Source organism: Brevundimonas sp. KH_060, assembly GCF_057838275.1.
The window spans coordinates 1,660,142-1,685,307 of sequence record NZ_CM174463.1; the positions used below are offsets into that span (position 1 = coordinate 1,660,142).

Below are 25,166 nucleotides of genomic sequence, written 5' to 3' on the forward strand. Positions count from 1 at the left end.
GATCTTAAAACCAGGCCTTGATGCCGACGACGAAGCGCGTGTCTTCGGGATCCTGGCCTCTGGCCTTGGCGTAGTCGGCGGTGTCGCCCAGCGAACGGGTCCACTCGACGCCGACGTAGGGGGCGAACTCCTTGCGGATTTCATAGCGCAGACGAAGACCGGCGGTGACCGAGGTCAGGCCCGAGCCGATCTCAAGCTCCGGGATGTCGCTGGCCGACAGAGCCACTTCGATCGCCGGTTGCAGGATCCATTTCTGGGTGATGCGCTGATCGTACTCGGCCTCGGCGCGGGCGGTCAGATCGCCCTCGGTCGAGAGGAAGGCGGCGGCGCTCATCTCGAACCAGTAGGGCGCCACGCCCTGAATGCCGACCGTCAGGTGGGTGGTGTCGTCGCCGTCAGGACGGAAGTCCTGGCGCACGCCCGCCTGCACGTCCCAGAAAGGGGCGATGGCGCGGCTGTAGAGGGCCTGAACCTCGGCCTCGTGTAGCTTGCCGTCGATCTCGCCTTCGCCCTCGGTCTTCCACCAGAAGCGGTTGATGTCGCCGCCGGTCCAGCCTTGGGCGCCCCAGCTGTAGCCGTCTGCGCCGTCGCCGAAGCTGGCCTCAATGGAGTCGATCAGTACGGCCGTCGAGCGGATGTCGCCGTTCTCAGCCAGAAGCTGTTTGCGCGAGGCGGCCATGACGGCCGGATCGAACAACAGGTCGGCGGCGTGAGCCGGAGCCGAGCGAGCGGCGGCGGGAGGCGGAGTTTCGACCATGCGGCCGCCGACGGCGTCCACGCTGGTCGGGATGTTCGGCCCGCCGCGCGCGGCGCTCATGTCATGACCGGCATGAGGATCGGCCGGGGCCGCGCCGTGTCCGGCGTGGCCGCTCATATCGTGTCCGGCGTGCGGGTCGGCCTGAGCCGGAGCCATGGCGTGGCCCGCGTGGGGATCTGCCGCAGCAGCGTCGTGTCCAGCGTGGCCGCTCATATCGTGCCCAGCGTGTGGGTCGGCCTGAGCGCCGGCAGCGGCGCCATGCATCGGGCAGGTCTTACCGTCGCGCATCATGGGGCAGTCATGCGCGGGCTTGGCGGTCGGCGTCGTCGCCTGGGCGGCGGGAGCATGTCCCGCATGACCGGCATGGCTCTGGGCCAGGGCGGGGCCGCCTGCGGCCAACATCAGGGGGGCGAGCGCCAGGGAGAGGGAAAGGGACTTCACGAGGCAGCTCCAGCCAGCGGGCGAACGGTGACGACGTTGAACATGCCCGCGTGCATGTGCATCAGAAGGTGACAGTGGAAGGCCCAGTCGCCGGGCGCGTCTGCGGTCAGGTCAAAGGTGACCTTGCCGCCGGGGGCGACATTGACCGTGTGCTTCAGCGGCTGATTGCCGTCGTGGCCGTTGACCAGTTCGAAGAAGTGGCCGTGCAGGTGGATGGGGTGGGCCATCATGGTGTCGTTGACCAGGGTCACGCGCACTCGCTCATTCAGCTCGAAGCGGATCGGCTCGACCACTTCCGAGAATTTGCGACCGTCGAAGCCCCACATGAACCGCTCCATATTGCCGGTCAGGTGGATCTCCATGGTGCGTGAGGGCGTGCGAGTGTCCTTGTTCGGCGTCAGCGAGCGCAGGTCGGCATAGACCAGGACGCGGTGATCGACGTCATCCAGGCCTTGAGGCCGGTCGGCCAGACGGTTGGACGGGGCGGGGGCGATGGCGTCCACGCCAACGCCGACAGCCATGTCGGCAGGAGCGTTGTTCGGATCGCGCATGCTCATGCCCGAATGGTCCATCGGCGCAGCCGCGGCAGCGCCCGCAGCGGCGCCGTGACCCATGGCCGCGTGGTCGGCGCCCGCAACGCCGTGCGCGCTGTGATCCATGCCGCCCATGCCCATGTCCTTCATGGTCAGGTTGGGAACCTTGCGCAGCGGCGGAACCTCGGCCGTCATGCCCATGCGCGGCGCCAGGGTGGCGCGTCCCAAGCCTGAGCGATCAATGGCTTCGGAGACGATGGTGTAGGCGCGGTCCTCATGCGGGCGGACGATGACGTCATAGGTCTCGGCGACCGAGATCTGGAACTCGTCGACCTCGACCGGCCGGACGTGCTCGCCATCGGCCTGAACCACGGTCATGGCCAGACCCGGAATGCGGACGTTGAAGATCGACATTGCCGAGGCATTGATGATGCGCAGACGCACGCGCTCGCCGGGCCGGAACAGGCCGGTCCAGTTCTCTTCCGGGCCATGGCCGTTGACCAGATAGGTGTAGGTCGTGCCGTTGACGTCCAGGATGTCGCGCGGGTCCATGCGCATCCCGCCCCACATCCGGCGCTCTTCCAGGTTCAGGCGATCCGAACCGTCCAGCAGGCCGGCCAGGGTGGTCTTCTGCATGTTGAAGTAGCCGGGGCTCTTCTTCAGCTTGTCCAGGATTTCATGCGGATGCAGGAAGCTCCAATCCGACAGGACCAGGACGTGTTCACGGTCATAGGCGACCGGATCGGCGCCCGCCGGGTCGATGACGATGGGGCCGTAGTGGCCCATGGCCTCCTGAAGGCCCGAGTGGCTGTGATACCAATAGGTGCCCGACTGCTTGATCGGGAACTCATAGACGAAGGTCTCGCGCGGCTTGATGCCAGGGAAGCTGACGCCCGGCACGCCGTCCATCTGGAACGGCAACAGCAGGCCATGCCAGTGGATCGAGGTATCCTCGTCCAGATTGTTGGTCACCGACAGACGCACGTTCTGACCCTCGCGCATCCGCAGCAGCGGCGCGGGCAGCAGGCCGTTGACCATGAAGGCGTGGCCGGTGCGGCCGCCGACGGTGAAGCTGGCGTCGCCCACGCTCAAGTCGATGTTCGGCCCGGTCAGGGTCGGCAGGTCGGCGCGCAGGCCCGGCGATCCGGTCTGCGCCCATGCGGGCAGCAGGCCTTGGAGGCCCAGAATGCCGCCGCCCAGGGCGGCGCCTCGCAACAGGGTTCGACGGTCAAGTGATGTTGTCGCCATGAAGTCCAAGTCTCAAGAAGCCGTTTGCCTTAGAAAGGCGTGCGGGGAGGGGGTCTGTTCAGGATACGCAGGCGACGCGGTCGCCCCTTGCATCACCGTTGCGGCAGGGCGCCGCAGCTTCGATCAGGACGCGGCGACGGCGTCTTAGCGCCCCAGGGCCTGATTCAGTTTCTGTCGAGCGCGAGCGATACGGGTCTCGACCGCCTTGGGCGTGACGCCCAGAACTTCAGCGATCTCGGCATGGGAGCGGCCTTCCAGCGAGGCCAGCAGGAGCGGCGCCTTGAGCGTGTCGGACAGATTGGCCAGGGCCTGGTTCATTTCGGCCATGCGGCGGCGGTCGTCCAGTTGAGTTTCGGCTTCGGGCGCGTCTTCGCCTACGGCCATGGCTTCGGGCGTGTCCAGCCCCATGACGCCGCGCACGATGCGACGCACGGTGCGCTTGCGGCCCCAGTCGCGGCATTTGTTGATGGCGATCGAGCGCAACCAGGTTTCAAAGGACCGCGCCGGATCATAGCGTCGGATCGCCAGCCAGGCCGAAACATAAGTCTCCTGCAGCAGGTCGTAAGCCTCATCCGTGTCGCCGACATAGCGGCGGATAAAGCGATAGAGGTCGCCGCTGGTCGCCGCCATCAGGGCGGCGAAGGCTGTGCGGTCGCCGCGCGCGGCGCGCGCCTCGTCTGTGTCGCCCCCGGCCGTCACCTCGGCCTTACCGAGGCTCTTGCGTAAGGGCGCCGGCGATTTCCTTGTCGAAGATGCGAGCTTGTTCCGGCGTCAGAACCGCGCGCATCTCGAACACATGGGCGATGGTGGCCTTTTGCAAGGCGCCCATGGCGTCATGGAAGTGATCGACAGCTGCGCGGACCTCGGGGCTGTCGCCCTGACTGGCGGCGATGGCGTTGGCCAGTTCACGGTTGGCGGCGCGCACGTCGGCTTCCAACGCTTCACGTCGCAGGGTGAAATGTTCTTCGATTCCATCCAGGCGGGCGTCCTGATCTGCGGTCAGGTCCAACTTCTGATGCACGATATCGTGCACGCTGGGGGTCGCATGCTGCTTCATCATCCAGCCTGCGGCCAGCCAGGCGGCGCCGCCGCTGGCCAGGGCGGCCAGCACCACGGTCAGGGCGATGGACTTCCAGTTGGCGCTCATCCGCCGACCTCGAAGCGGGTCATCGGCGACAGACCAGCAGAGACGCTAAAGACCTGGATGTCGGAGTGGTTGGGCTTGAAGGCCTGCCCCAGCATGCCGCCGTTGGTCACGCCGACCAGCAGGGCGACGGCCATGACCGCCAGGCGCACCTGACCCGAACGGCGTTGCTCCTGCCGCTCTTCAATCCGTCGCCAAACCTGGTTCTCCAGCCCAGCCAACCGCAAGGCTTCCTCAGCTGGAAACGGTGTCGCCAGGATGCGGTCGATGTCTTTTGTCATTCTGCACCTTTCGCGGGCCCTGTCCTTCATACGCGAGACGACGCGCCTTCCCTTGGAAAGGCGTCTGAAAGGCGTACGCATCCAGGGCGTATGGTTCCAATCGTTGTAATCCCTACGCCATGTCGGGGCTGTGACGAAAGCGGTTGAGCATCACGGCCCCGACTTGACGTCAGAGCGAGGCGGGCGGCGGCTGAACGCCCATGACCGCCACGATGGCCAGGATCGTCAGCGCCAGAGCGAACTCGACCACCAGACTCTTCTTCAGGTGCGGCATGGCCTGGCCGGCATCATGAGCCATCAACGGCGCCAGACGGAAGCGGTTGGCCGCGGCCAGGCAGACCATCAGCCCGAACAACGCCAGCTTGATCGCCAGCAGCACGCCGTAGGGGCTGTCGCCCAGGCTGAGCGCCTTCGACAGACCGACCAGATAGGCGCTGTTGATGAGGCCCGTTACGACCAGGGCGCCGACCGCCGCCGTACCGACCCCGGCGAAGCCGGTCAGACTGCGCGCCATCCCGGCGTCCCAGGCGGGATCGCCCGACGGTCGGCGAACGATCAGGACAGCAAAAGCCGCGAGGGCGCCGACCCAGACCGAGGCCGCCACGGCATGCACGATGTCCGAGGCCAGGTGGAGCATATGCCCCGGCCCTTGCGTCGCCGCGCCGTGGCCGGTCCAGGAGAAACTGGCCGAGACAGCCACGCCCAGCAACGTCAGCAGACTCCACATCAGACGCCCCGGCCGCAGCAGCAAGACCGCGCCCAGAGCCAGGGCGGCCGCCAGAGTCCGCACGACCAGCGCCTTGCCCAACCCTATACCCGTGACCATGAAGGCCAGAGCTTCAGGCTTGAACGCCTCGCTCAGCGAGCCCGCCATCATGGCGGTCTGAGCCACCAGGGCGACGGGCGCGGCCAGTATCAGGACCGCCGCCGCCCAGGCCGTCGCCGGACGCGGCCAGCCCAGGCCCAGCGGCCCGACGGCGCGCGCGCTGTAGAGCATGAAGGCAGGCATGCCGAGCAGCACCGCCCCGGCGGCGTATTGCACGCCGCGCAGGACGATGATCCAGACCTCGACCATCTCAGCGAACGGTGAAGTCGTAGCTGCCGGTCATGCGGTGGCCGTCAGTGGAGGCGATGCGCCAGTTGACGACATAGGCGCCGGCGGCCAACGGCCGCGCCAGGGTTCCGGTGATGGTCTTGCCGTCCTGGCTCACCTGGGTCCGGACCGTCGCCTTGGCGCCGGCGGCGTTGACCACGTCGAAACTGGAAAAGGCCGGAGCCACGCGATCGCTAAAGGTCAGGGTCACCACACGCGGCGACGCCACGGCCGACTTGGCCGCCGGCGTGGCGCTGACCAGGCGAGCGTGCGCCGCCGCCGGGGCAGCCGACAACAGGACAGCGGCAGAGACGGCGATGAAGGGAAGGGGGGACAAGGTGGACATGATCGTCTCCAGATGGAGGCCGTTGAGGCCCTGAAGACAGTTACGGACGAAACCCACGACACCCTCAGGCATCGCATCAATGCCGAGCAAAATTCGACGAGGCGGAGACGACGCTTTGTTTGGGGGCGACTTGTACCATCCGTCGTCAGCAGACGAGGCCCCCTGGCATACCTGAGGCAAGCGGGAGGCGTGTGGCGGACAGGGTGGGATTCGAACCCACGGTAGGCTTCCACCTACGGCGGTTTTCAAGACCGCTGCCTTAAACCACTCGGCCACCTGTCCCACGCGAGTCGGTTCGCGTTCGCCTGTGCATAGCGGCAAGGCGGGCGTGACCCAAGCGGAAAGCGTCAGGCGCGGCCAGCCTTCGACAAGTTGCCCGATCGCGTGACCAGCCAGATGCCGGCGCAGACCAGAATCAGTGCGATCAAATAGCTCCAGCGCAACATGGACTCGCCCAGGAAAAGCGCCGACAGCGACACGCCGAAGACCGGGATCAGGAAGTTGAAGGCCGCGATCATCCCCACAGGGTTGTGCTTCAGCAGCAGGCTCCACACCGCAAAGGCGACCGAGGATAGCAGCGCCAGGTAGAGCAACAGCGCGCTCGACGTGAGATCGAAACCTTGCAGCTCTCCGCCCATCCCCATGCCAGCGGCCGTCAGCATCACGCCGCCGATAAACAGTTGCCAGCCGGTCATCACCATGGGGTCAAGGCTGCGCGATAGCCGCTTGCCATAGATGGAGGCCGCCGCCAGAACGAAGGCCGCGATCACGATGAAGCCTTCGCCCAGCAGGGTGAAGTCGAAGCCGAGCGCGCCGCCGCCCAGGTTGACCACGACCACGCCCATGAAGCCGATCAGGCAGCCCAGCGCCTTGCGGCCGCTCAGCCGGTCGTCCGCATAGATAAAATGGGCCAACACGACGCTGAAGAAGACGCTGGTCGCGTTCATGATCGAGGATTTGACGCCCGATGCATGCGCCAGGCCGATATAGAAGAAGACGTATTGGATGGCCGTCTGGGTCAGCCCCAACAGGGCGACCTGTCCCGCCTGACGACGGCTCATCGCCAGAACAGGCTTCTTCATCGCCATGGCGACGATCAGCAGGATCGCTCCGGCCAGGGCGAAACGCCACCCCGCAAACAGCAGCTGGCTGGCGATATCGGTCGGCGCGACCTTCAGCAGGGCATAACCGTTCTTGACGGCGGGAAAGGCGCTGCCCCACAGCGCGCAGCACAGGGTGGCGAGAAGGAAGACGCCTGTGCGGGTCTTATACAGGGAGGGGGACAAGGCGCTCGGTTCTGACCGTCAGTCGGGGGAGGGGCTTTGTCGCAAGGCCATACGCGCAAACGGGACGTTAACCAAACCGGAAACCTCCGCCGTTAATTTCGCCAAAATCCATAGTCGGCCGGAGTAAAAACACCATGTGGGCGAGACTGCTGAAAGGCGCGATGATCGCCGCCGCCTTCTCGACCCTGGCGGCGTGCGCCAGCTTGGGCGGCAAGGGCGATGCACCTGTCGGCGCACCCGTCGTGACCGATCCGGCTCCGATCGTTTCGGGCACCATGCGTCCCTATCAGATCCGCGGCCGCTGGTATCATCCGAAGGAACAGCCGAACTATGACGAGGTAGGGCAGGCATCCTGGTACGGCAGCTACCATCACGGTCGTTCAACCTCGACCGGCGAGCGGTTCGACATGAACGGCCTGACCGCTGCCCATAAGACATTGCCCCTGCCCAGCCTGGTCGAGGTGACGAACCGCGCCAATGGGCGCCGGGTCATACTGCGCGTCAATGATCGAGGGCCGTTTGTCGACGGTCGCATCATCGATCTGTCGCGCGGCGCCGCCGAGGAACTAGGCCTCCTGCAGCAAGGCGTGGGGGACGTCCGCGTTCGCTATGTCGGCCCCGCGCCGCGTCAGGGCGGAGGAACGGTCCTCCGCCGAGCAGACGCCGACAGCGCGCGCCAGCCTCGACCAGCTCAGCCTCCGGTTCAGACGCAGTCGCAAGGACCGCGCCCCTATTACGAGAACGCAGCGGCTCCCTCCCAACCCGCCCCGCAGCCCAGCTACGCGATAGCGCAACCGCCGGCATCGAACGCCTATTGGGTTCAGGCCGGCGCCTATTCTAACCGGCGAGGGGCGGACCAGGTCGCACGACGCCTCGGCGACAAGGCTGTGGTTCAGAATATCGACAAGGACGGTCGACCGTTGTTCCGCGTCGTGGTCGGTCCCTGGCCCGATGCAGGGGCCGCCGAAAGAGCCCGTCAGGCCGTCATGGCGCGCGGCTTTGACGATGCCTTGTTGATAGGCGACTGAACGGGCTTGCTTCCCGCGCCTCGCTCGCCATTGTGCGCGGGTGCAGCGAGGCAAATTCATCACTTTCGAAGGCGGCGAGGGCGCCGGCAAGACGACTCAGGCGCGCCTGCTGGTCGAACGCTTGCGCGCCCGCGGCCTCGACGTGCTCCAGACGCGCGAACCTGGCGGATCGCCGGGGGCCGAGGAGATCCGCAACATCGCCGTGTCGGGCGAGGCGGATCGCTGGTCGGCGCGCACCGAGACCCTGTTGATGTATGCGGCGCGCTCGGACCATCTGGAGCGGACGATCTTGCCCGCGCTCGAGGCTGGGCGCTGGGTGGTCTGCGATCGCTTCGCCGATTCCAGCCGTGTCTACCAGGGCGCGGGCGGCGGAACGCCGGAAAGCCTGATCGAGGCGTTGGACGACGCCGTGGTCAACGGCGACCAGCCGGACCTGACCCTGGTGTTCGACCTGCCGGTCGAGGTTGGTCTGGATCGAGCTTTCGGGCGCGGTCTGTTCGAGACCCGCTTCGAATCCAAAGGCCTCGCCTTCCATCAAAAACTGCGCGACGGCTTCCTTCAGGTGGCCGAGCGTCATCCCGAGCGCTGCGTCGTTCTTGACGCAACGGGTGAGGTCGACGACGTCTCGGCCCGGCTCTGGGCCGTGGTGGAGGAGCGGCTGCTTTGAGCGAGCATCCGCGCGACCGTTTCGACCTGATCGCCGATATACAGGCCGAGGAAGCCTTTCTGGACGCGCTGGATCGAGGGCGGTTACACCACGCCTGGCTGCTGTGCGGGGTCGAGGGATCAGGCAAGGCCAGCTTCGCCTATCGCGCCGCCCGACGGCTGCTGGGAGCCGCGCCGGACCCGTCGCGCGGACCGCTGGGCGCCGCGCCGCATGATCCCGTCAGCCGTCTGGTGTCCGCCCAGGCCCACCCGGATCTGCTGGTGCTCGAGCGCGCAGTCGAGGGCGGCAAGTTGAAGCGCTCCATCTCGGTCGATCAGGCCCGCGACCTGCCGGAGTTCTTCGCCAAGAGCCCGTCCCAGGCTCGGCACCGCGTCGCCATCATTGATGCGGCGGACGATCTGAACATCAACGCCGCCAACGCCCTGCTGAAGATTCTTGAGGAACCGCCTGAAAGCGGCGTGCTCTTCCTGGTCACCCATGCGCCCGGCCGGTTATTAGCCACCATCCGCTCTCGCTGTCGGCGGCTGACCTTCCCGGTTTGGTCCGAGGCGCGTCTGACCGACCTGGTGCGTCAGCGCACGGGCGTGTCCGACGATGAAGCCTTAGCCGCGGCGGCCATGGCTGGGGGCTCGCCTGGCGCGGCTCTGGATCTGGCGTCGGGCGCCATGACCGAGGTCGACCGTCTCGCCCGCGCCTGGGTTGATGGACCAGAGATTGATCGCGCGGAACAACTGGCTGTCGCCGACGGCTTCCGTGGCGCCGAGGGGCAGGCGCGGTTCGAGGCCCTGATGGATCGCCTGATCGCAGCGGTGAAACGCCGAGCCGTCGACTCTGGCGGCCGTGAAGGCGCCCGCTGGGCCGAGCTGTGGGGGCGGCTGTCCGACCTGCCCGATCGCGCCATCGGGCTGAATCTTGATAAGGGAGACGTCCTGGCCGGAGCCTTGGCCGACATCGCCCGCACGAAAGCCGCCGCCTGATATGCTCATTGACAGTCACGTCAACCTGCACGCCCCCCAGTTCGACGAGGATCGCGAGGCGGTGATCGACCGTGCGCGCCAGGCGGGCGTGCGGCTGATGGTCGAGATTTCCGACAAGCTGTCGACCTTCGAGGCGACGCACGCGCTGGCGATGAACAATGCCGACATCTGGTGCACGGTCGGTGTCCATCCGCACGAGGCCAAGGACTACGCCGACCTGACGGCTGATCGCCTGGTGGAGCTGACGGATCGTCCGCGCGTCATCGGCATCGGCGAATGCGGCCTGGACTTCCACTATGACCTCAGCCCGCGCGACGTGCAGGCGGCGGTCTTCCGCCAACATATCGAGGCGGCGCGCCGCACCAATCTGCCTCTGGTGATCCATACGCGCGAAGCTGATGAGACCATGGCCGACATCCTGCGCGAGGAACACAGCCGCGCGCCGTTCAAGCTCCTGATGCACTGCTATACCAGCGGGCTGGAACTAGCTGAAACAGCGATGGAACTCGGCGCCTGGTTCTCGGTTTCAGGCATCGCCACCTTCAAGGCGGCCGAGGAGGTGAGGGAGGTCATCCGTCGGATGCCTGAAGACCGCATCATCGTTGAGACCGACTGCCCCTACCTGGCCCCCATCCCACATCGTGGCCGTCGGAATGAACCCGCCTATGTCGGCCTGGTGCTGGAAAAGCTGGCTGAGATACGCGGCTGGACGCCCGAACAAGCCGATGAGCTGACGACCGAGGCCTTCTTCAACCTGTTCGACCGCATTCCCAGGCCCGCCGAATGAGCCGGCAAGGCGAGTTGGAAGTCGTCATTCTCGGCTGCGGCTCGTCCGGCGGCGTGCCGCGCGGCGACGGCGACTGGGGCGACTGCGACCCGTCAGAACCACGCAACCGGCGCACGCGCTGCTCCATGCTGGCGCGCCGCCATGGCCCGGACGGCGTGACCAGCGTGGTGATCGACACCTCGCCCGACTTCCGCCAGCAGATGCTGGCCGCCGAGGTCCGCCATATCGATGCGGTTCTCTACACCCACGATCATGCGGATCAGACACACGGCATCGACGACCTTCGCGTTTTCGCCGCCCACGCACGTCGATGCATCCCGGCCTGGATGGATGCGGCCACCCACCATGCCCTGACGCGACGCTTCGACTACATCTTTGAAAGCCACCACGGCTATCCGGCCATCGTCGAGGGCCATCGCCTTCCCCCGCACGGCCAGGCGTGGAAAGTAGAGGGGGAGGGTGGTCCCATCCCCGTCATGACCTTCGACCAGATCCATGGTCCGATCCGTTCGGTCGGCTATCGCCTGGGGCCGATCGCCTACTCCAGCGACGTTTCGAGTTTGGATGACGCCGCTCTGGAGGCTGTGCGCGGTGCCCAACTCTGGATCATCGACGCGTTACGCTACACGCCGCACCCGACGCATGCGCATGTTGATCTGGCCTTGGAGTGGATCGCCCGCGCTGAAGTAGAGACGGCAGTGCTGACGAACCTTCATATTGACTTAGATTACAATATATTATCACGCAATCTTCCACCAAGTGTCGAGGTTGCCTACGACGGTTGGCGAGGGCGCTTCGCTCTCTAGCCGGTTCGGCTGGCTTGAGGTGCCGGAAGGAAGACTGGGCGCCACGCTTCACTGGCGCGTGACACCCTTAGTTCATGATCAGTGCGTAGCCGGCCTGTTGGTGATGAATGACCGTCATCAGCGCAGCCAGATCGACCTGCACCCCAGGCGCCAGATCGGCTTCCGTCAAACCATGCGCGACCATGGATTGGCCGCAAAGACGGACCTGAACCCCGGCTGCCGTCAGGGCGCGAATAAGGGCGCTGTTGGGATTTGTCGCGCCCTTGTTCCGCGCAGACCAGGCTGCATCGGACAGAGAGGCCAAGGAAGCGCCGCCGTGCATCACAACGACGATGCTCCGTTTCTCTGCGGTGACGCCGTTTGCCGCCAACATATTCGTTAGCCGAGCCACGCGTTCCAGGCCCTTTAGCGGCTTGTCGTCAGGGCCGCCCTGGGTCAGATCCACAATGACGCGGTACTCGCGTTGCGGGTCCGGCTGCTCACCGGCCTGCGGCAGAGGCGTGAAAGCCCCATAGCCCACGACAGTCTCAGCCTGCGCTGGAACCCCGAGCACGAGAACGAACAGTGCGGCCAAAGGCGCAATGAAGATGTTGCTCATGACGTATCCCAGCGTGAAACTCCTCACGGACATTAGGAGATGATCTTCGCGCCGTCGACCAAGGACAGCTCAGCGATACGTATATTTCGCATAATATATCTTAGGCGATAAAAACCAACACGCCTCACAGATCATCGACGCTCGCCTCTGCGGCTGCTTGCGCTTCTTCCTTCAGCCAGGCGGCAAAGGCTCTGGCGGGCGCTGACGCGCCGCTGCGCTTGATCAGGACGTAGTAAGCCAACGCCGTGCTCAGCGCGCCGTCAGCGAAAGGCGCCACCAGGCGGCCGGATGCCAGATCCCCGGCTACGAAGGCATAAGGCGCCAAGGCCACGCCCTGGCCGTGTGCCGCCGCCTCGATGGCCAGCGCTGTCTGATCGAACCGCGGCCCTGCCTGGGCGTCGATGTTCGTCAGTCCACGCGCCTTGAACCAGGCCGCCCAGTCCGGGCGCGGTTCCTCCAACTCGCTGGGACGCAAGTGGATCAGCACATGGCGCGCCAGGTCTGACGGACGACGCAAGGCGTTTTCGCCCATGGTTAACGAAGGCGCGCAAACCGGGGTTACGTCAGCGTCCAGCAGTTTTTCGGATCGCACCCCAGGATAGTCGCCCCGGCCATAGCGGACGGCCACGTCGACCCGTCCGCCGCTGACATCGGCCAGGCGCATGTCAGCGGACATCCACACCTCGATTTCAGGATGCGCGGCCGCGAAACGGGCGATGCGCGGCGCAAGCCATTTCGAGGCGAAGGACGGCGGTACGCTGACCGCCAGGGCGTGACGCCGGTCGGGGCGATACAGCAGATCCCCTGCCCGTTTCAGATAGTCGAAACCGTCACGCAGCAAGGGGTAGAGCTCGGCGCCCAGTTCGGTTAGGGCGATCTGGCGGCCTTCGCGGTGGAACAGCGGCGCGCCGGCGTGTTCCTCCAGGATGCGGATCTGCTGGCTGATGGCGCCGGGTGTGACCGAGAGCTCTTCGGCGGCGCGGGTGATGTTGAGACGACGCGCTGCAGCCTCGAACGCCTTCAGGGCGTTGAGCGGCGGGATCCGACTTTCGACGGCGGCTTCCTTGCGGCGGGTCATCGGCTCATCCAGTCGGGCGTCGGCAGGCCGCGTGCGTTGAGGAAGCCAGGGTCATAGATCTTGCTGGCGTAACGCTGGCCCGCGTCGCACAGCACGGTCACGATGGTATGGCCGGGGCCCATGTCGTGGGCCATGCGGATGGCGCCCGCAATGTTGACGCCGCTGGACGGGCCGAGCGACAGCCCCTCGTCCCGCACCAGATCGAACAGGATGGGCAGGAACTCGGCGTCCTCGATCCGATAGGCGTGATCGACCGACAGGCCGTTCAGATTGCCGGTGATGCGGTTGACGCCGATGCCCTCGGCGACCGAACCGCCCTCGCCTTTCAGCACGCCTTCGGTGAACCAGCTGTAGAGAGCGGCGCCCGGCACGTCGGCCAGTCCGATTTTCAGGGCCGGGTTCTGTTCGCGCAGATAGGTCGTGGTTCCGGTCAGGGTGCCGCCTGAACCGACAGCGCAGATGAAGCCGTCTATGTGGCCGTCGGTCTGTTTCCAGATTTCCGGACCGGTAGCTTCATAGTGAGCCAGGCGATTGGCCAGATTGTCGAATTGGTCGGCGTAGAAAGCGCCGTTCGGTTCGCTGTCGCTCAGTTCCTCGGCCAGACGGCGCGAGAAATGGACGAAGTGGTTTGGGCTGGCGAAGGGCGCCGGATCGACCTCGATCAGACGAGCGCCGTGCAGGCGAACGGCGCGCTTCTTCTCTTCCGTCTGGGTGCGCGGCATGACGATGACGACCGGGTGGCCCAGCGCCGCGCCGACTAACGCCAGACCGATACCGGTGTTGCCCGCGGTGCCCTCGACGATGGTCCCGCCCGGTTTCAGCGCGCCCGACGCCCGTGCCGAGCGGATGATGCTGAGCGCCGCACGATCCTTGATCGAGCCGCCGACGTTCAGGAACTCGGCCTTGCCCAGGATTTCGCAGCCGGTCAGCTCCGAAGCGCGCTTGAGGCGCACCAGAGGCGTATTGCCGATCAGGCCGAGGACGTCAGGCGCGACAATCATGGAAAATCCGAACCATGGGGAGGAGCGATCCTCTTAGCCACAGTTCAGATTTTCTAACAACCGCCCTAGATGTGGATCACGCGGCCATAGGCGTCCAGGGCGGCTTCGTGCATGGCCTCAGACATGGTCGGGTGCGGATAGACGATGCCGTGAATGTCTTCCTCGGTCGCTTCCATGGTGATGGCGGTGACGTAGCCCTGGATCATCTCGGTGACGTCGGCGCCGATCATGTGGGCGCCGATCAGGGCGCCGGTCTTGGCGTCGAAGATGACCTTGACGAAGCCTTCGGTCTCGCCCGCCGCGATGGCCTTGCCGTTCACCTTGAAGGGGAAGCGGCCGATCTTGACCTCACGGCCTTCGGCCTTGGCCCCCTGCTCCGTCACCCCGACCGAGGCGACCTGCGGCTGGGCGTAGGTGCAGCCGGCAATGGGCGAATGGACGTTCGGCGTCTTGTAGCCGGCGATGTGCTCGGCGGCGTGAATGCCTTCGTGCGAGGCCTTGTGCGCCAGCCAGGGCGCGCCGGCGCAGTCACCGATGGCGTACAGGCCCTTCACATTGGTCTGGCAGTGGCTGTCGGTCTTGATGTGGCCGCGATCCAGTTCGACGCCCAGCGCCTCCAGCCCGATGCCGTCGGTGTTGGCGGTGATGCCGACGGCCGAGATGCAGACCTCGGCCTCCAGGCTTTCGGCCTTGCCGTTGACTTCAAGATCGACCTTCACGCCCTTGGAATCCTTGGTGACCTTCGTCACCTTGGCGCCGAGCTTGAACTTGATGCCGCGCTTCTCAAAGCCCTTCTGGGCGGCCTTGGAGACCTCTTCGTCCTCGACCGGCATGACGCGGTCCACGGCTTCAACGACCGTCACCTCAGCGCCCAAAGCCCGGTAGAAGCTGGCGAATTCGATGCCGATGGCGCCCGAACCGATAACGACGAAGGTCTTGGGCAGCTTCTTCGGCGCCAGGGCGTCGCGATAGGCCCAGATCTTGTCGCCATCCGCCTCCAAGCCGATCTGCGGCAGGGCGCGGGCGCGGGCGCCGACGGCCAGCATGACGGTCTTGGCTTCGATCGCGCGCGTGCCGCCAGCCTTCAGCGCCACGACGACCTTCGGCGCAGCCGCGCCTTTCTCAAGCTTGGCTGAGCCCTCGATGACCTCGATCTTGTTCTTCTTCATCAGGAAGCCGACGCCCTGATTCAGTTGCTTGGCCACGCCGCGCGAACGCTGGATGATGGCGTCAAAATCGAACGACGCGCCCGAGGCGGACAGGCCGTAGTCCTTCAGGTGCGACAGGCTTTCGAACTTCTCGCCCGACTTCAGCAGGGCCTTGGTCGGGATGCAGCCCCAGTTCAGGCAGATGCCGCCCAGGTTCTCGCGCTCGACGATGGCGACCTTCTGGCCCAGTTGGCTGGCGCGGATGGCCGCGACGTAACCGCCGGGGCCCGAGCCGATGACGACGAGATCGAATTCAGCAGCCATGATCAGATCAACTTCTCGATGTCGGCCTTGATGGCCTCGGGTTCAGTCTGGGGCGAATAGCGCGCGACGACGCGGCCTTCGCGGTCGGTCAGGAACTTGGTGAAGTTCCACTTGATGGCCTGGGAGCCCAGGAAGCCGCGCTTCTGTCGGGTCAACCAGGCATAGAGGGGGTGGCGGTTCGGTCCGTCGACCTCGACCTTGTCAAACAGGGGAAAGGTCACGTCGAAGCTGCTGGCGCAGAAGGCGGCGATTTCCGCCGCCCTGCCCGGCTCCTGCGCGCCGAACTGGTTGCAGGGAAAGCCCAAAACCTCGAACGGCGCGTCGGCGAAGTCGCGGTGCAGCTTCTCCAGCCCGTCATACTGACCGGTGAAGCCGCACTTGGACGCCGTATTGACGATCAGCAGCGCCTGACCGCGAAAACGATCCAGCGAGACGTCCGCGCCGTCGATGGCGCGGGCGGAGAAGTCATAGACCGAGGTCATGACTTCACCCCTCCCACTTTTTCAGCACATGATCTCATCCGAAAACCGCTGACACTTTTCGGGATCATGTGATTAGGCCAGCATCGCCACGGGATCTTCGATCAGCGGCTTGAACGCCTGCAGGAAGCGGGCGCCCGTCGCGCCGTCGACCACGCGGTGATCGCAGGTCAGGGTCACGGTCATGACCGTGGCCACGGCCAACTGCCCGTCCTTGACGACCGGACGTTGCTCGCCTGCGCCCACGCTCATGATGCAGCCTTGCGGCTCATTGATGATCGAGGAGAAGGACTTGATGCCGAACATGCCCAGGTTGGACACTGAGAAGGTGCCGCCCTGGAACTCTTCCGGCTTCAGCTTGCGCTCGCGCGCGCGCTTGGCCAGATCCTTGGACTCGGTCGCGATCTGGGCCAGACCCTTGGTCTCGGCCTTGCGGATGATCGGGGTGATCAGGCCGCCGTCGATCGCCACCGCCATCGAGACGTCGGCGTTGTGGTGCATGGCGATGCCTTCCGGGGTGTAGGAGGCGTTCGCCTCCGGCACCATCTTCAGGGCCAGCGCAGCGGCCTTGATGACGAAGTCGTTCACCGAGACCTTGATGCCCTGCGGCTCCAGCATCTTGTTCACCTTGGCGCGGACGGCCATCAGCTGGTCGATCTCGCAGTCGATGAACAGCGGGAAGTGCGGCACGTTCTGGATGCTGTCGACCATGCGACGGGCGACGGCCTTCTTCATGCCGTCCAGCGGGATCAGATCGTAGCTGCCGTCCGGGATGCCCATCTGGGCCAGCGACATGACCTTGCGCGGTTCGACGCCTGCCGCAGGGGCAGCAGCAGCCGAGGCGACCGGCTTGGCGCCGCCCTTGCCTGCGGCTTCCACGTCACGCTTGACGATACGGCCATGCGGGCCGGTGCCGGCCACGCTCTTCAGGTCCAGACCGGCCTGAGCGGCCATACGGCGCGCCAGCGGCGAGGCGAAGATGCGGCCGCCGTCATCAGACTTCGGCGCGGCCGGAGCAGACGCAGCCTCGGCCTTCGGAGCCTCAGCCTTAGGCGCTTCAGCCTTCGGCGTCTCAGCCGGAGCATCAGCCTTCTTTGGCGCAGGCGCCACGTCGTCGCCGGACAGACGGGCGATCGGCGTATTGACCTTCACGCCTTCGGCGCCTTCCGGAACGAGGATTTCCAGCACTTCGCCTTCGTCCACGGCTTCGACTTCCATCGTCGCCTTGTCGGTCTCGATCTCGGCGATCACATCGCCGGCCGAGACTGTGTCCCCGACTTTGACGTGCCACTTGGCCAGGACGCCCTCTTCCATCGTCGGAGACAGGGCGGGCATCAGGATGTCGGTCATTGAGCGGTCTCCGTCTGCTGGCTGGAAGCCGCCTTTTCGTGCGCGGCGTCCCAGCTGTCGCGGATAGCCTTAAAGGCTGTCGGCTGGTCGAAACCGTGCATGTCGGCGTAGGCGTGAGAGAAATGCCAAGCCAGTTCGGCCAGCACGACGCCGATGTTCGCCGGTTCGCGCAGAGCCGGGCGGATGTTCATCTGCGGCCCGTCGACGTTCCACCACACGCGGATCAGTTCCAGCACCTGTTCATCGGCGCCGTCGAGCCCCTCGGGGATCGATAGAGCCTTGGCTTCCAGGGCCTCCGTCATGCCATCACCTTCTTCACGGCGGCGACGATCTTGTCGACGCCCGGCAGAGACAGGGCTTCCAGATTGGCGGCATAGGGCAGCGGCACGTCTTCCTGGTGCACGCGCAGCGGCGGAGCGTCCAGGTAGTCGAAGGCGTGTTCAATCACGCGGGCCACCACTTCGGCGCCAACGCCCATCGGACCCCAGCCTTCTTCGGCCGAAACTAGGCGGTTGGTCTTCTTGACGCTCTCAACGATCGTCTCGTGATCCAGCGGACGCAGGGTGCGCAGGTCGACGACCTCGGCCGAGATGCCTTCTTCAGCCAGCTTTTCGGCGGCCTGAAGGGCGAAACCGACCATGCGGCTGTGCGCCGTGATGGTGACGTCCGTGCCTTCGCGGCGGACCTTGGCCTTGCCGATCGGCACGACGTAGTCCTCAACGTCCGGCACGTCGAACTCGTGACCGTACATCATCTCGTGTTCAAGGAAGACGATGGGGTTCGGGTCGCGGATGGCGGCTTTCAGCAAACCCTTGGCGTCAGCAGCGTCATAAGGGGCGATGACCTTCAGGCCCGGAACCTGAGCGTACCAGGCCGAATAGTCCTGGCTGTGCTGGGCCGCCACACGGGCGGCGGCGCCGTTCGGGCCGCGGAACACGATCGGGCAGCGGATCTGGCCGCCCGACATGTACAGCGTCTTGGCCGCCGAGTTGATCACATGGTCGATCGCCTGCATGCCGAAGTTCCACGTCATGAACTCGACGATGGGCTTCAGGCCCGCCATGGCGGCGCCGACGCCCAGGCCAGCGAAGCCGTGCTCGGTGATCGGGGTGTCGACCACGCGGCGATCGCCGAATTCCTGTAGCAGGTCGCGGCTGACCTTATAGGCGCCCTGATACTGGGCGACTTCCTCGCCCATCAGGAAGACGGCCTCGTCGCGGCGCATTTCCTCAGCCATTGCGTCGCGCAGGGCGTCGCGGATGGTGGTCTTCACCAGCTTGGCGTCAGCGGGGATTTCCGGGTCGCGCAGTTCCACCTTGAGCTGAACCGGCGCAGCAGCGGCCGCCACGGCGACAGGCGCTTCGGCCTCGACAGCGGTCATCGGCTCGGCGGCCTTGGGCGCAGGCGCAGAGGCGCTGTCTTCGCCCGCCAGACGGGCGATCGGCGTGTTGACCTTCACGTTCTCGGCGCCTTCGGCCACGAGAATTTCCAGCACTTCGCCTTCATCGACGGCTTCGACTTCCATCGTCGCCTTGTCGGTTTCAATCTCGGCGATCACCTGGCCGGCCGACACGACGTCGCCTGCCTTGATGTGCCACTTGGTCAGCGTGCCCTCTTCCATCGTGGGGGACAGCGCCGGCATCAGAATGTCCGTCACGTATCAGGCCTCCACGTAGACGTCGGTATAGAGCTCGGACGGGTCCGGCTCAGGGCTCTCTTGAGCGAACTGCACGGCTTCGGCCACGATGGCCTTCACTTCGTTGTCGATCGCCTTCAGTTCTTCCTCGGTCGCCTTGGCGGCGGCCAGCAGCATCTTCAGGTGGTCGATCGGATCGCGGGTCTTCTTGACCTCGTCCACCTCTTCCTTCGTCCGGTATTTGGCCGGGTCGGACATGGAGTGGCCGCGATAGCGGTAGGTCTTCACTTCCAGGATGTAGGGGCCTTCGCCTGCGCGGGCGCGGGCCACGGCGCGGGCGGCGGCGTCACGCACGGCCAGCACGTCCATGCCGTCGACCTGTTCGCCCGGAATGCCAAAGCTGGCGCCGCGCTGATACAGTTCGGTCGTGGAGGACGAGCGCTCGATGCTCGTGCCCATGGCGTACTGGTTGTTCTCGATGATGTAGATGGCCGGCAGCTTCCACAGCTGGGCCATATTGAAGCTCTCGTAGACCTGCCCCTGGTTCGAGGCGCCGTCGCCGAAGTAGACGAAGCTGACCGAGTCATCGCCGCGGTACTTGCCCGCGAAGGCCAGGCCCGTGCCCAGCGCCACCTGGGCGCCGACGATGCCGTGACCGCCGTAGAAGCCGGTCGGCACGTCGAACATGTGCATCGACCCGCCCTTGCCCTTGGACGACCCGCCGATGCGGCCCGTCAACTCGGCCATGACTTCCTTGGGGTCCATGCCCGCGACCAGCATGTGGCCGTGGTCGCGATACCCCGTGATGATCTTGTCGTAGCCCTGCTTGACGCTCTCCTGAACGCCGACGGCCACGGCTTCCTGACCGATGTACAGGTGGCAGAAGCCCCCGATCAGGCCCATGCCGTACAGTTGGCCCGCACGCTCTTCAAAGCGGCGGATAAGGACCATCTCGCGATAGAAACGCAGCAGGTCTTCCTTGGAAGCCTGAGGCGTGTTCGGAATCTTGTCGCCCGTGCTGGGCGAGTTTTTCTGAGCGGCGGCTTTCGCCATCCGGCATCTCCCGGCTTACACCCCTGTTTCAGGGACTCTTATCGTTACAGAAAGGGGCTTTAGCAGCCTTCGTTCCCGAAACGCAAAGCAGCCAGCCGGGCTGTAACAATAGTTCAGGAGGCGCGCGTCGCGTCAGGGTTGTGGCCAGCAGGGCCGTTCAGCCGCACCACATAGTCGCGCGGGTCGGCGAAGCCGATCACCGCCCTCGCCCGTTCCTCCAACAGATCCTTCGACAGGCTCTCTGTGCGCAGATAGCGGACACGGACTTCCAGATCCTGGCGCTGCTCGGCCAGGCGGCTCAGCTGTGTCTGGCGCTGCTCCAGCAAAGCGTCGCGTTCACCGCCACTTAGCAGGCCGCGTTCACCCGTCAGGGCTTGCACGCCCAGATAGGCGATCAGCAGCAACAACAGGATGGACGGCAGGTAAGGCTTCATCTGCTCGGGCACGACGGACGCTCCTTCTGAGCGCGCATAAACACAGTGACCTATCAGTGAGGGAAAATGCCTAACGAACCGTAGCTTGGCCGTAATTGCGAACGCCGCCCCCGAGGTCCGGAGGCGGCGCCCAGCACATCTTCGTGATGCGGCTTATTTCAGCAGCATGCCGTCGCCGAAATAGGCGGCCTGGTCGCCCAGCATTTCTTCGATGCGCAGCAGTTGGTTGTACTTGGCCGTCCGGTCCGAACGGGCCAGCGAGCCGGTCTTGATCTGACCGCAGTTGGTGGCCACGGCCAGGTCGGCGATGGTCGAGTCTTCGGTCTCGCCCGAACGGTGCGACATGACGGCGGTGTAGCCCGCGCGGTGCGCCATATCGACGGCGTCCAGCGTCTCGGACAGGGTGCCGATCTGATTGACCTTGATCAGGATGGAGTTGGCCAGGCCTTCGCCGATGCCCGCGGCCAGACGGCGCGGGTTGGTCACGAACAGGTCGTCGCCGACCAGTTGGACGCGGTCGCCGAGGCGGTCCGTCAGCAGCTTCCAGCCGTCGAAATCGTCCTCGGCGCAGCCGTCTTCGATCGAGACGATCGGGAAGCGCTCGACCAGGTCGGCCAGATAGTTGACCATGCCCTCGGCGTCGAAGGACTTGCCTTCGCCCACCAGCTCATACTTGCCGTTCTTGAAGAACTCGGTCGAGGCGACGTCCAGCGCCAGGTGGAAGTCCTCGCCCGCCAGATAGCCGGCCGCCTGGCCCGCCTTGGTGATGAAGGTCAGGGCTTCGTCGGCCGAGGCCAGGTTCGGGGCGAAGCCGCCCTCGTCGCCGACGTTCGTGTTGTGACCGGCATCCTTCAGCGCCTTCTTCAGCGCGTGGAAGATTTCGGCGCCCATGCGCAGGCCTTCCGAGAAGCTCTCGGCGCCGGTCGGCATGATCATGAATTCCTGAATGTCGATCGGGTTGTCGGCGTGGGCGCCGCCGTTGATGATGTTCATCATCGGCGTCGGCAGGATGCGGGCCGAGACGCCGCCGATGTAGCGATGCAGCGGCAGGCCGGCCGAGATGGCGCTGGCCTTGGCCACGGCCAGAGACACGCCCAGCATGGCGTTGGCGCCCAGGCGCGACTTGTTCTCGGTGCCGTCCAGTTCGATCAGGGCCTCGTCGATGCGGCGCTGGTCCTCAGCGTCCATGCCGGACAGGGCGTCGAAGATCTCGCCGTTGACGGCGTCGACCGCCTTTTCGACGCCCTTGCCGCCCCACAGATCCTTGTCGCCGTCACGCAGTTCGACAGCTTCGTGCGCGCCGGTCGAGGCGCCCGACGGCACCGCCGCGCGGCCGAAGCTGCCGTCTTCCAGCATCACGTCCACTTCAACCGTCGGATTGCCACGGCTGTCGAGAATCTGGCGGGCGACGATGTCGACGATATCGGTCATGAAACTTTGCGCTCTGACTGAGTTGGGAAAGGTCGGGCCGGTTTAGACCAGACCCGCTGGAATCGCCACAGCCGAGACTGCGGCGAACATATGCGAAAACGGCGCGCGAGAAGCTCGCGCGCCGCTGAACATGCGCCCGGCCGAAGCCGGATCGCCAGAGGAGACCTTAGTCTTCCTTCTGGGTCAGAACCTGACGGCCCTTGTACATGCCGCTCTTCAGGTCGATGTGGTGGGGACGACGCAGTTCGCCGGTGTCCTTGTCTTCGACATAGGTGTTGGCGCCCAGGGCGTCATGAGCACGACGCATGTTGCGACGCGAGGGGGATACTTTGCGCTTCGGAACGGCCATGTCCGTCTCAATCTCTAAGTCGGTGCGCCGGTGAAGACGCGAAAACAACAGCGGCGGCCCCCCGATAAGAGCCGCCACGCGAGGGCGGGCTTATGCATGAAGACGCAACCGATTTCAAGGGTCTCGGCGCAGGTCGACGGAATAGACGTCAAACCCCTGCCGTAAGGCTTTCCGCCACGGCCTCGCCGATAGCCAGAGAACTGGTCAGGCCAGGGCTTTCAATGCCGAACAGGGCCATCAGCCCCTCCATTCCGTGATTCGCCACGCCGTGAAGCTGGAAGTCTGGCTGCGGCTCGCCCGGTCCGTGCAGCTTGGGCCGGATGCCGGCGTAGTCGGGCGTCAGCCGCTCCACCGTCACGCCCGGCCAGAAGCGGCGGATGTAGCGCGCGAACTCGTCGGCCTTGGCCGGATCGACGGAATAGTCCTCGGTCTCGACATAGGCTAGGTCGGGGCCGAACACGCCCTGCCCGCCCAGATCCTTGCGGTAATGGGTGCCTAACGCGCCAGGAATGGGCGGCGGATAGATCAGGCGGTTGAACGGCGCTGGTCCGGTCAGGCGGAAATAGATTCCCTTGCCCAGATGGCGCGCCGGAATATCGGCGGCGGGATAGCCATCGATTCGCGCGGCAACATCTTGAGACGACAGGCCGGGCGCCGTGACCAGAAGACGGCTGCTCAGGCTCATCGCCCCCTCCCCGCCCACACGGATCGAGAATCCGCCGCCCGGCAGGCTTTCAGCCCTCTCGAACGGCGCCGAGATCACGACCGAGCCGCCCGCGTCCTCGATCTCGCCCTGTAGCGCCAGCATATAGCCGTGGCTGTCGAACACCCCGCTCTCGGGTGAGAGGATAGCGGCGTGGGCGTTCAGCTCCGGTTCCAGCCCCCGCGCCTGGGCGCCGGTCAGATGCTCCAGCCGCTCGACGCCGTTGGTCGTCGCCTGCTGGAAGATCGCCTCAATGCGTTCAACCTCGGCCTCTTCGGTCGCCACAACCAGTTTGCCGCACTTCCAGTGGTCGACCTTGCGGCTTTCCAGGAAGTCGTAGAGGGCGCGCCGCCCCTCGACGCAGAACTTCGCTTTCAGCGAGCCGGTCGGATAGTAGAGGCCGCCGTGGATCACCTCAGAATTGCGCGAGGAGACGCCCTGGCCGATGTGCGGCTCCTTCTCCAGCACCAGCACCGTCAGGCCGCGCCGCGACAGCGCCCGACCGCAGGCAAGCCCCACAGCCCCCGCGCCCACGACCGTCGCATCGAAGTCGAAAGGCGCGCCCATGGTCCTACCTCTTGCCGTAGAGAGCCTTGGCCCGGCCCTCGAAACACTGGATCAGCTTGTCGACCGCCCGGTCGAAGTTCGCCTGAAGCATCATGTCCAGCATGCGCGACTTGAAGGCGAAGTCGATGGAGAATTCCAGTCGCGTCCCCTGCGGATGCGGATGAAACTCCCAGCGGTTCTTCAGATGCTTGAACGGGCCACGGATCAGGCCGACCTCGACCTTGGGCGCGTGAACGTCATGACGCACCCAGGTCGAAAACTTCTCAGTCAGGAAGGCGAACCCGACCCCGGCCTCTGCATCCAGCAGATGCACGCCCGGCGCCTCGTCCCGCACGTTCCAGACGCGCATGGAGGTGATCCACGGCACGAAGTCGGGATAGGCGCGTACGTCCGCCACCATGGCGGCGAGTTGCTCGGGCGCATAGGGCAGGATGCGCGTTACGCGATGGACGGCCAAGGGTTCAGCGGCCGTTCCGGGACGACAGCTGGGCCTCGCGCGCTGCGCGCAGCCGGGCGAAATCGTCGCCCGCATGGTGCGACGAACGCGTCAGCGGCGACGACGACACCATCAGGAAGCCCTTGGCCCTGGCGATCGCCTCATAGGCCTTGAACTCTTCCGGTGTGACGAAGCGGTCGATGGCGGCGTGCTTGCGCGTCGGCTGCAGGTACTGACCAATGGTGATGAAGTCGACGCCGGCGGAACGCATGTCGTCCATCACCTGCATGACCTCTTCCTTGGTCTCACCCAGACCGACCATGATGCCGGACTTGGTGAATTGGTTCGGGTCACGCTCCTTGACCATCTGCAACAGGCGCAGCGAATGGAAGTAGCGGGCGCCCGGCCGGATCTTCAGATACAGGCGCGGAACAGTCTCGAGGTTGTGATTGAAGACGTCGGGCGTGGCGTCGATCATTACCTCGGCCGCGCCGTCCTTGCGCAGGAAGTCAGGCGTCAGGATTTCGATGGTGGTGTTCGGCGCCTGGATGCGAATCTGGCGCACCACTTCGGCGAAGTGGGCGGCGCCGCCGTCCGACACATCGTCACGGTCCACCGAAGTGATGACGACGTGGTTCAATCCCATCTGGGCGACGGCCAGGCCGACCTTGCCGGGCTCTTCCGGGTCCAGCGGCTGCGGCAGGCCGGTCTTGACGTTGCAGAAGGCGCAGGCCCGCGTGCAGGTGTCGCCCATGATCATCAGGGTGGCGTGCTTCTGGCTCCAGCACTCGCCGATGTTCGGACAGGCGGCCTCTTCACAGACGGTGTGCAGCCCCTTCGAGCGCACGATGTCCTTGGTCGCGTTGTACTGGCCCGAGCCGGGCGCCTTCACGCGCAGCCAGTCAGGCTTCTTCAGCACCGCCGATTCCGGGCGGTTCTGCTTTTCCGGGTGACGAAGCTCAGACGGCTTCTTCTGCAGGGTGTCGATCAGCGTGACCATCGCCGGCGGTCTGGCTCCTGTTTCTGAAGGCGGTATGTCGGCTTTCCGATGTGTAAAGGCAAGGCACAGACGGTTTCAGTCCGACAACAGAACGTCATCACGCGACGTTACGCATCTTTTCAAGGCGACCTTACGTCACTAGGTTCCGGCCTCTTGTAACCGAGAGGGCCGCGCCAGAGCTCTCC

Annotated in this window: 28 protein-coding genes and 1 tRNA gene; 5 read left to right on the forward strand and 24 right to left on the reverse strand. The window is 65.4% G+C overall.

Annotation, left to right across the window (positions count from 1 at the left end; genetic code table 11):
• Positions 1 to 4 precede the first annotated feature (4 nt).
• The 9 genes from AC3IPP_RS08205 to AC3IPP_RS08245 form a co-directional block, all read right to left on the reverse strand.
• The gene (locus AC3IPP_RS08205) at positions 5 to 1,198 is read right to left on the reverse strand and encodes a copper resistance protein B (protein ID WP_489150944.1); all 1,194 of its coding nucleotides are present in this window, start codon (positions 1,196 to 1,198) and stop codon (positions 5 to 7) included.
• Positions 1,195 to 2,979 (reverse strand): copper resistance system multicopper oxidase, encoded by a 1,785-nt coding sequence (locus tag AC3IPP_RS08210; RefSeq protein WP_489150945.1) that lies wholly within the window; start codon positions 2,977 to 2,979, stop codon positions 1,195 to 1,197. Before AC3IPP_RS08210 ends, AC3IPP_RS08205 begins: the two co-directional genes overlap by 4 nt.
• A 144-nt stretch (positions 2,980 to 3,123) precedes the next feature.
• Entirely contained in the window at positions 3,124 to 3,678 is a 555-nt protein-coding gene (locus tag AC3IPP_RS08215; protein WP_489150946.1) for an RNA polymerase sigma factor, read from the reverse strand.
• A 7-nt stretch (positions 3,679 to 3,685) separates the two neighbouring features.
• A complete protein-coding gene (locus AC3IPP_RS08220) occupies positions 3,686 to 4,126 on the reverse strand; it encodes a Spy/CpxP family protein refolding chaperone (RefSeq protein ID WP_489150947.1) in 441 nt (146 codons plus the stop codon).
• Positions 4,123 to 4,404 carry a hypothetical protein gene (locus AC3IPP_RS08225; protein WP_489150948.1) on the reverse strand — a complete coding sequence of 94 codons (282 nt, stop codon included), beginning with the start codon at positions 4,402 to 4,404 and terminating at the stop codon, positions 4,123 to 4,125. Before AC3IPP_RS08225 ends, AC3IPP_RS08220 begins: the two co-directional genes overlap by 4 nt.
• Before the next feature lie 169 nt (positions 4,405 to 4,573).
• Entirely contained in the window at positions 4,574 to 5,479 is a 906-nt protein-coding gene (gene copD, locus AC3IPP_RS08230; protein WP_489150949.1) for a copper homeostasis membrane protein CopD, read from the reverse strand.
• Position 5,480: 1 nt separating this feature from the next.
• A complete protein-coding gene (copC, locus tag AC3IPP_RS08235; RefSeq protein WP_489150950.1) occupies positions 5,481 to 5,843 on the reverse strand; it encodes a copper homeostasis periplasmic binding protein CopC in 363 nt (120 codons plus the stop codon).
• A gap of 192 nt (positions 5,844 to 6,035) precedes the next feature.
• A tRNA-Ser gene (locus AC3IPP_RS08240) sits at positions 6,036 to 6,125 on the reverse strand.
• Positions 6,126 to 6,190: 65 nt separating this feature from the next.
• Positions 6,191 to 7,129, reverse strand: coding sequence for a DMT family transporter (locus AC3IPP_RS08245; RefSeq protein ID WP_489150951.1), 939 nt, complete (start codon positions 7,127 to 7,129; stop codon positions 6,191 to 6,193).
• Positions 7,130 to 7,263: 134 nt separating this feature from the next.
• Here AC3IPP_RS08245 and AC3IPP_RS08250 point away from each other — a divergent pair, with 134 nt between their 5' ends.
• The 5 genes from AC3IPP_RS08250 to AC3IPP_RS08270 are packed head-to-tail and all read left to right on the forward strand — an operon-like array spanning position 7,264 to position 11,394.
• The gene (locus tag AC3IPP_RS08250; RefSeq protein ID WP_489150952.1) at positions 7,264 to 8,157 is read left to right on the forward strand and encodes a septal ring lytic transglycosylase RlpA family protein; all 894 of its coding nucleotides are present in this window, start codon (positions 7,264 to 7,266) and stop codon (positions 8,155 to 8,157) included.
• 40 nt (positions 8,158 to 8,197) lie between these two features.
• Entirely contained in the window at positions 8,198 to 8,824 is a 627-nt protein-coding gene (gene tmk / locus AC3IPP_RS08255; protein ID WP_433959829.1) for a dTMP kinase, read from the forward strand.
• Positions 8,821 to 9,801 (forward strand): DNA polymerase III subunit delta', encoded by a 981-nt coding sequence (locus AC3IPP_RS08260; protein ID WP_489150953.1) that lies wholly within the window; start codon positions 8,821 to 8,823, stop codon positions 9,799 to 9,801. Before tmk ends, AC3IPP_RS08260 begins: the two co-directional genes overlap by 4 nt.
• A gap of 1 nt (position 9,802) precedes the next feature.
• Positions 9,803 to 10,588 carry a TatD family hydrolase gene (locus AC3IPP_RS08265; RefSeq protein WP_087140745.1) on the forward strand — a complete coding sequence of 262 codons (786 nt, stop codon included), beginning with the start codon at positions 9,803 to 9,805 and terminating at the stop codon, positions 10,586 to 10,588.
• Positions 10,585 to 11,394, forward strand: a complete 810-nt coding sequence (locus AC3IPP_RS08270; protein ID WP_489150954.1) for an MBL fold metallo-hydrolase — start codon at positions 10,585 to 10,587, stop codon at positions 11,392 to 11,394. Before AC3IPP_RS08265 ends, AC3IPP_RS08270 begins: the two co-directional genes overlap by 4 nt.
• 67 nt (positions 11,395 to 11,461) lie before the next feature.
• On the opposite strand, the gene AC3IPP_RS08275 is transcribed toward AC3IPP_RS08270, so the two are convergent.
• From AC3IPP_RS08275 to lipA, 15 genes are all read right to left on the reverse strand, one after another.
• Positions 11,462 to 11,992: a DsrE family protein gene (locus AC3IPP_RS08275; RefSeq protein ID WP_087140762.1), complete on the reverse strand. Its 531-nt coding sequence runs from the start codon at positions 11,990 to 11,992 to the stop codon at positions 11,462 to 11,464.
• A gap of 124 nt (positions 11,993 to 12,116) precedes the next feature.
• The gene (gene gcvA, locus AC3IPP_RS08280) at positions 12,117 to 13,070 is read right to left on the reverse strand and encodes a transcriptional regulator GcvA (protein WP_489150955.1); all 954 of its coding nucleotides are present in this window, start codon (positions 13,068 to 13,070) and stop codon (positions 12,117 to 12,119) included.
• Entirely contained in the window at positions 13,067 to 14,071 is a 1,005-nt protein-coding gene (locus AC3IPP_RS08285) for a cysteine synthase A (RefSeq protein WP_489150956.1), read from the reverse strand. The genes gcvA and AC3IPP_RS08285 overlap by 4 nt, the downstream gene beginning before the upstream one ends.
• 65 nt (positions 14,072 to 14,136) lie before the next feature.
• Positions 14,137 to 15,543 (reverse strand): dihydrolipoyl dehydrogenase, encoded by a 1,407-nt coding sequence (lpdA, locus tag AC3IPP_RS08290; RefSeq protein ID WP_087139327.1) that lies wholly within the window; start codon positions 15,541 to 15,543, stop codon positions 14,137 to 14,139.
• A 2-nt stretch (positions 15,544 to 15,545) separates the two neighbouring features.
• Positions 15,546 to 16,025: a glutathione peroxidase gene (locus AC3IPP_RS08295; RefSeq protein ID WP_489150957.1), complete on the reverse strand. Its 480-nt coding sequence runs from the start codon at positions 16,023 to 16,025 to the stop codon at positions 15,546 to 15,548.
• Positions 16,026 to 16,097: 72 nt separating this feature from the next.
• Entirely contained in the window at positions 16,098 to 17,372 is a 1,275-nt protein-coding gene (locus AC3IPP_RS08300; RefSeq protein ID WP_489150958.1) for a pyruvate dehydrogenase complex dihydrolipoamide acetyltransferase, read from the reverse strand.
• Positions 17,369 to 17,674 carry a DUF5076 domain-containing protein gene (locus tag AC3IPP_RS08305; RefSeq protein WP_087139330.1) on the reverse strand — a complete coding sequence of 102 codons (306 nt, stop codon included), beginning with the start codon at positions 17,672 to 17,674 and terminating at the stop codon, positions 17,369 to 17,371. The genes AC3IPP_RS08300 and AC3IPP_RS08305 overlap by 4 nt, the downstream gene beginning before the upstream one ends.
• The gene (locus AC3IPP_RS08310) at positions 17,671 to 19,029 is read right to left on the reverse strand and encodes a pyruvate dehydrogenase complex E1 component subunit beta (protein WP_489150959.1); all 1,359 of its coding nucleotides are present in this window, start codon (positions 19,027 to 19,029) and stop codon (positions 17,671 to 17,673) included. The genes AC3IPP_RS08305 and AC3IPP_RS08310 overlap by 4 nt, the downstream gene beginning before the upstream one ends.
• 3 nt (positions 19,030 to 19,032) lie before the next feature.
• Positions 19,033 to 20,061: a pyruvate dehydrogenase (acetyl-transferring) E1 component subunit alpha gene (pdhA, locus tag AC3IPP_RS08315; protein ID WP_087139332.1), complete on the reverse strand. Its 1,029-nt coding sequence runs from the start codon at positions 20,059 to 20,061 to the stop codon at positions 19,033 to 19,035.
• Between the two features lie 113 nt (positions 20,062 to 20,174).
• Positions 20,175 to 20,495, reverse strand: a complete 321-nt coding sequence (locus AC3IPP_RS08320) for an FtsB family cell division protein (protein ID WP_087139333.1) — start codon at positions 20,493 to 20,495, stop codon at positions 20,175 to 20,177.
• Between the two features lie 153 nt (positions 20,496 to 20,648).
• Positions 20,649 to 21,926: a phosphopyruvate hydratase gene (eno, locus tag AC3IPP_RS08325; RefSeq protein ID WP_489150960.1), complete on the reverse strand. Its 1,278-nt coding sequence runs from the start codon at positions 21,924 to 21,926 to the stop codon at positions 20,649 to 20,651.
• Between the two features lie 166 nt (positions 21,927 to 22,092).
• Complete coding sequence (gene rpmF, locus AC3IPP_RS08330) at positions 22,093 to 22,275, reverse strand: 50S ribosomal protein L32 (RefSeq protein WP_087139335.1); 183 nt, start codon at positions 22,273 to 22,275, stop codon at positions 22,093 to 22,095.
• A gap of 148 nt (positions 22,276 to 22,423) precedes the next feature.
• Positions 22,424 to 23,545, reverse strand: coding sequence for an NAD(P)/FAD-dependent oxidoreductase (locus AC3IPP_RS08335; RefSeq protein ID WP_087139336.1), 1,122 nt, complete (start codon positions 23,543 to 23,545; stop codon positions 22,424 to 22,426).
• A 4-nt stretch (positions 23,546 to 23,549) separates the two neighbouring features.
• Positions 23,550 to 24,002: a type II toxin-antitoxin system RatA family toxin gene (locus AC3IPP_RS08340; protein WP_087139337.1), complete on the reverse strand. Its 453-nt coding sequence runs from the start codon at positions 24,000 to 24,002 to the stop codon at positions 23,550 to 23,552.
• Between the two features lie 4 nt (positions 24,003 to 24,006).
• Positions 24,007 to 24,981, reverse strand: a complete 975-nt coding sequence (gene lipA / locus AC3IPP_RS08345) for a lipoyl synthase (protein WP_489150961.1) — start codon at positions 24,979 to 24,981, stop codon at positions 24,007 to 24,009.
• Positions 24,982 to 25,166: the final 185 nt, after the last annotated feature.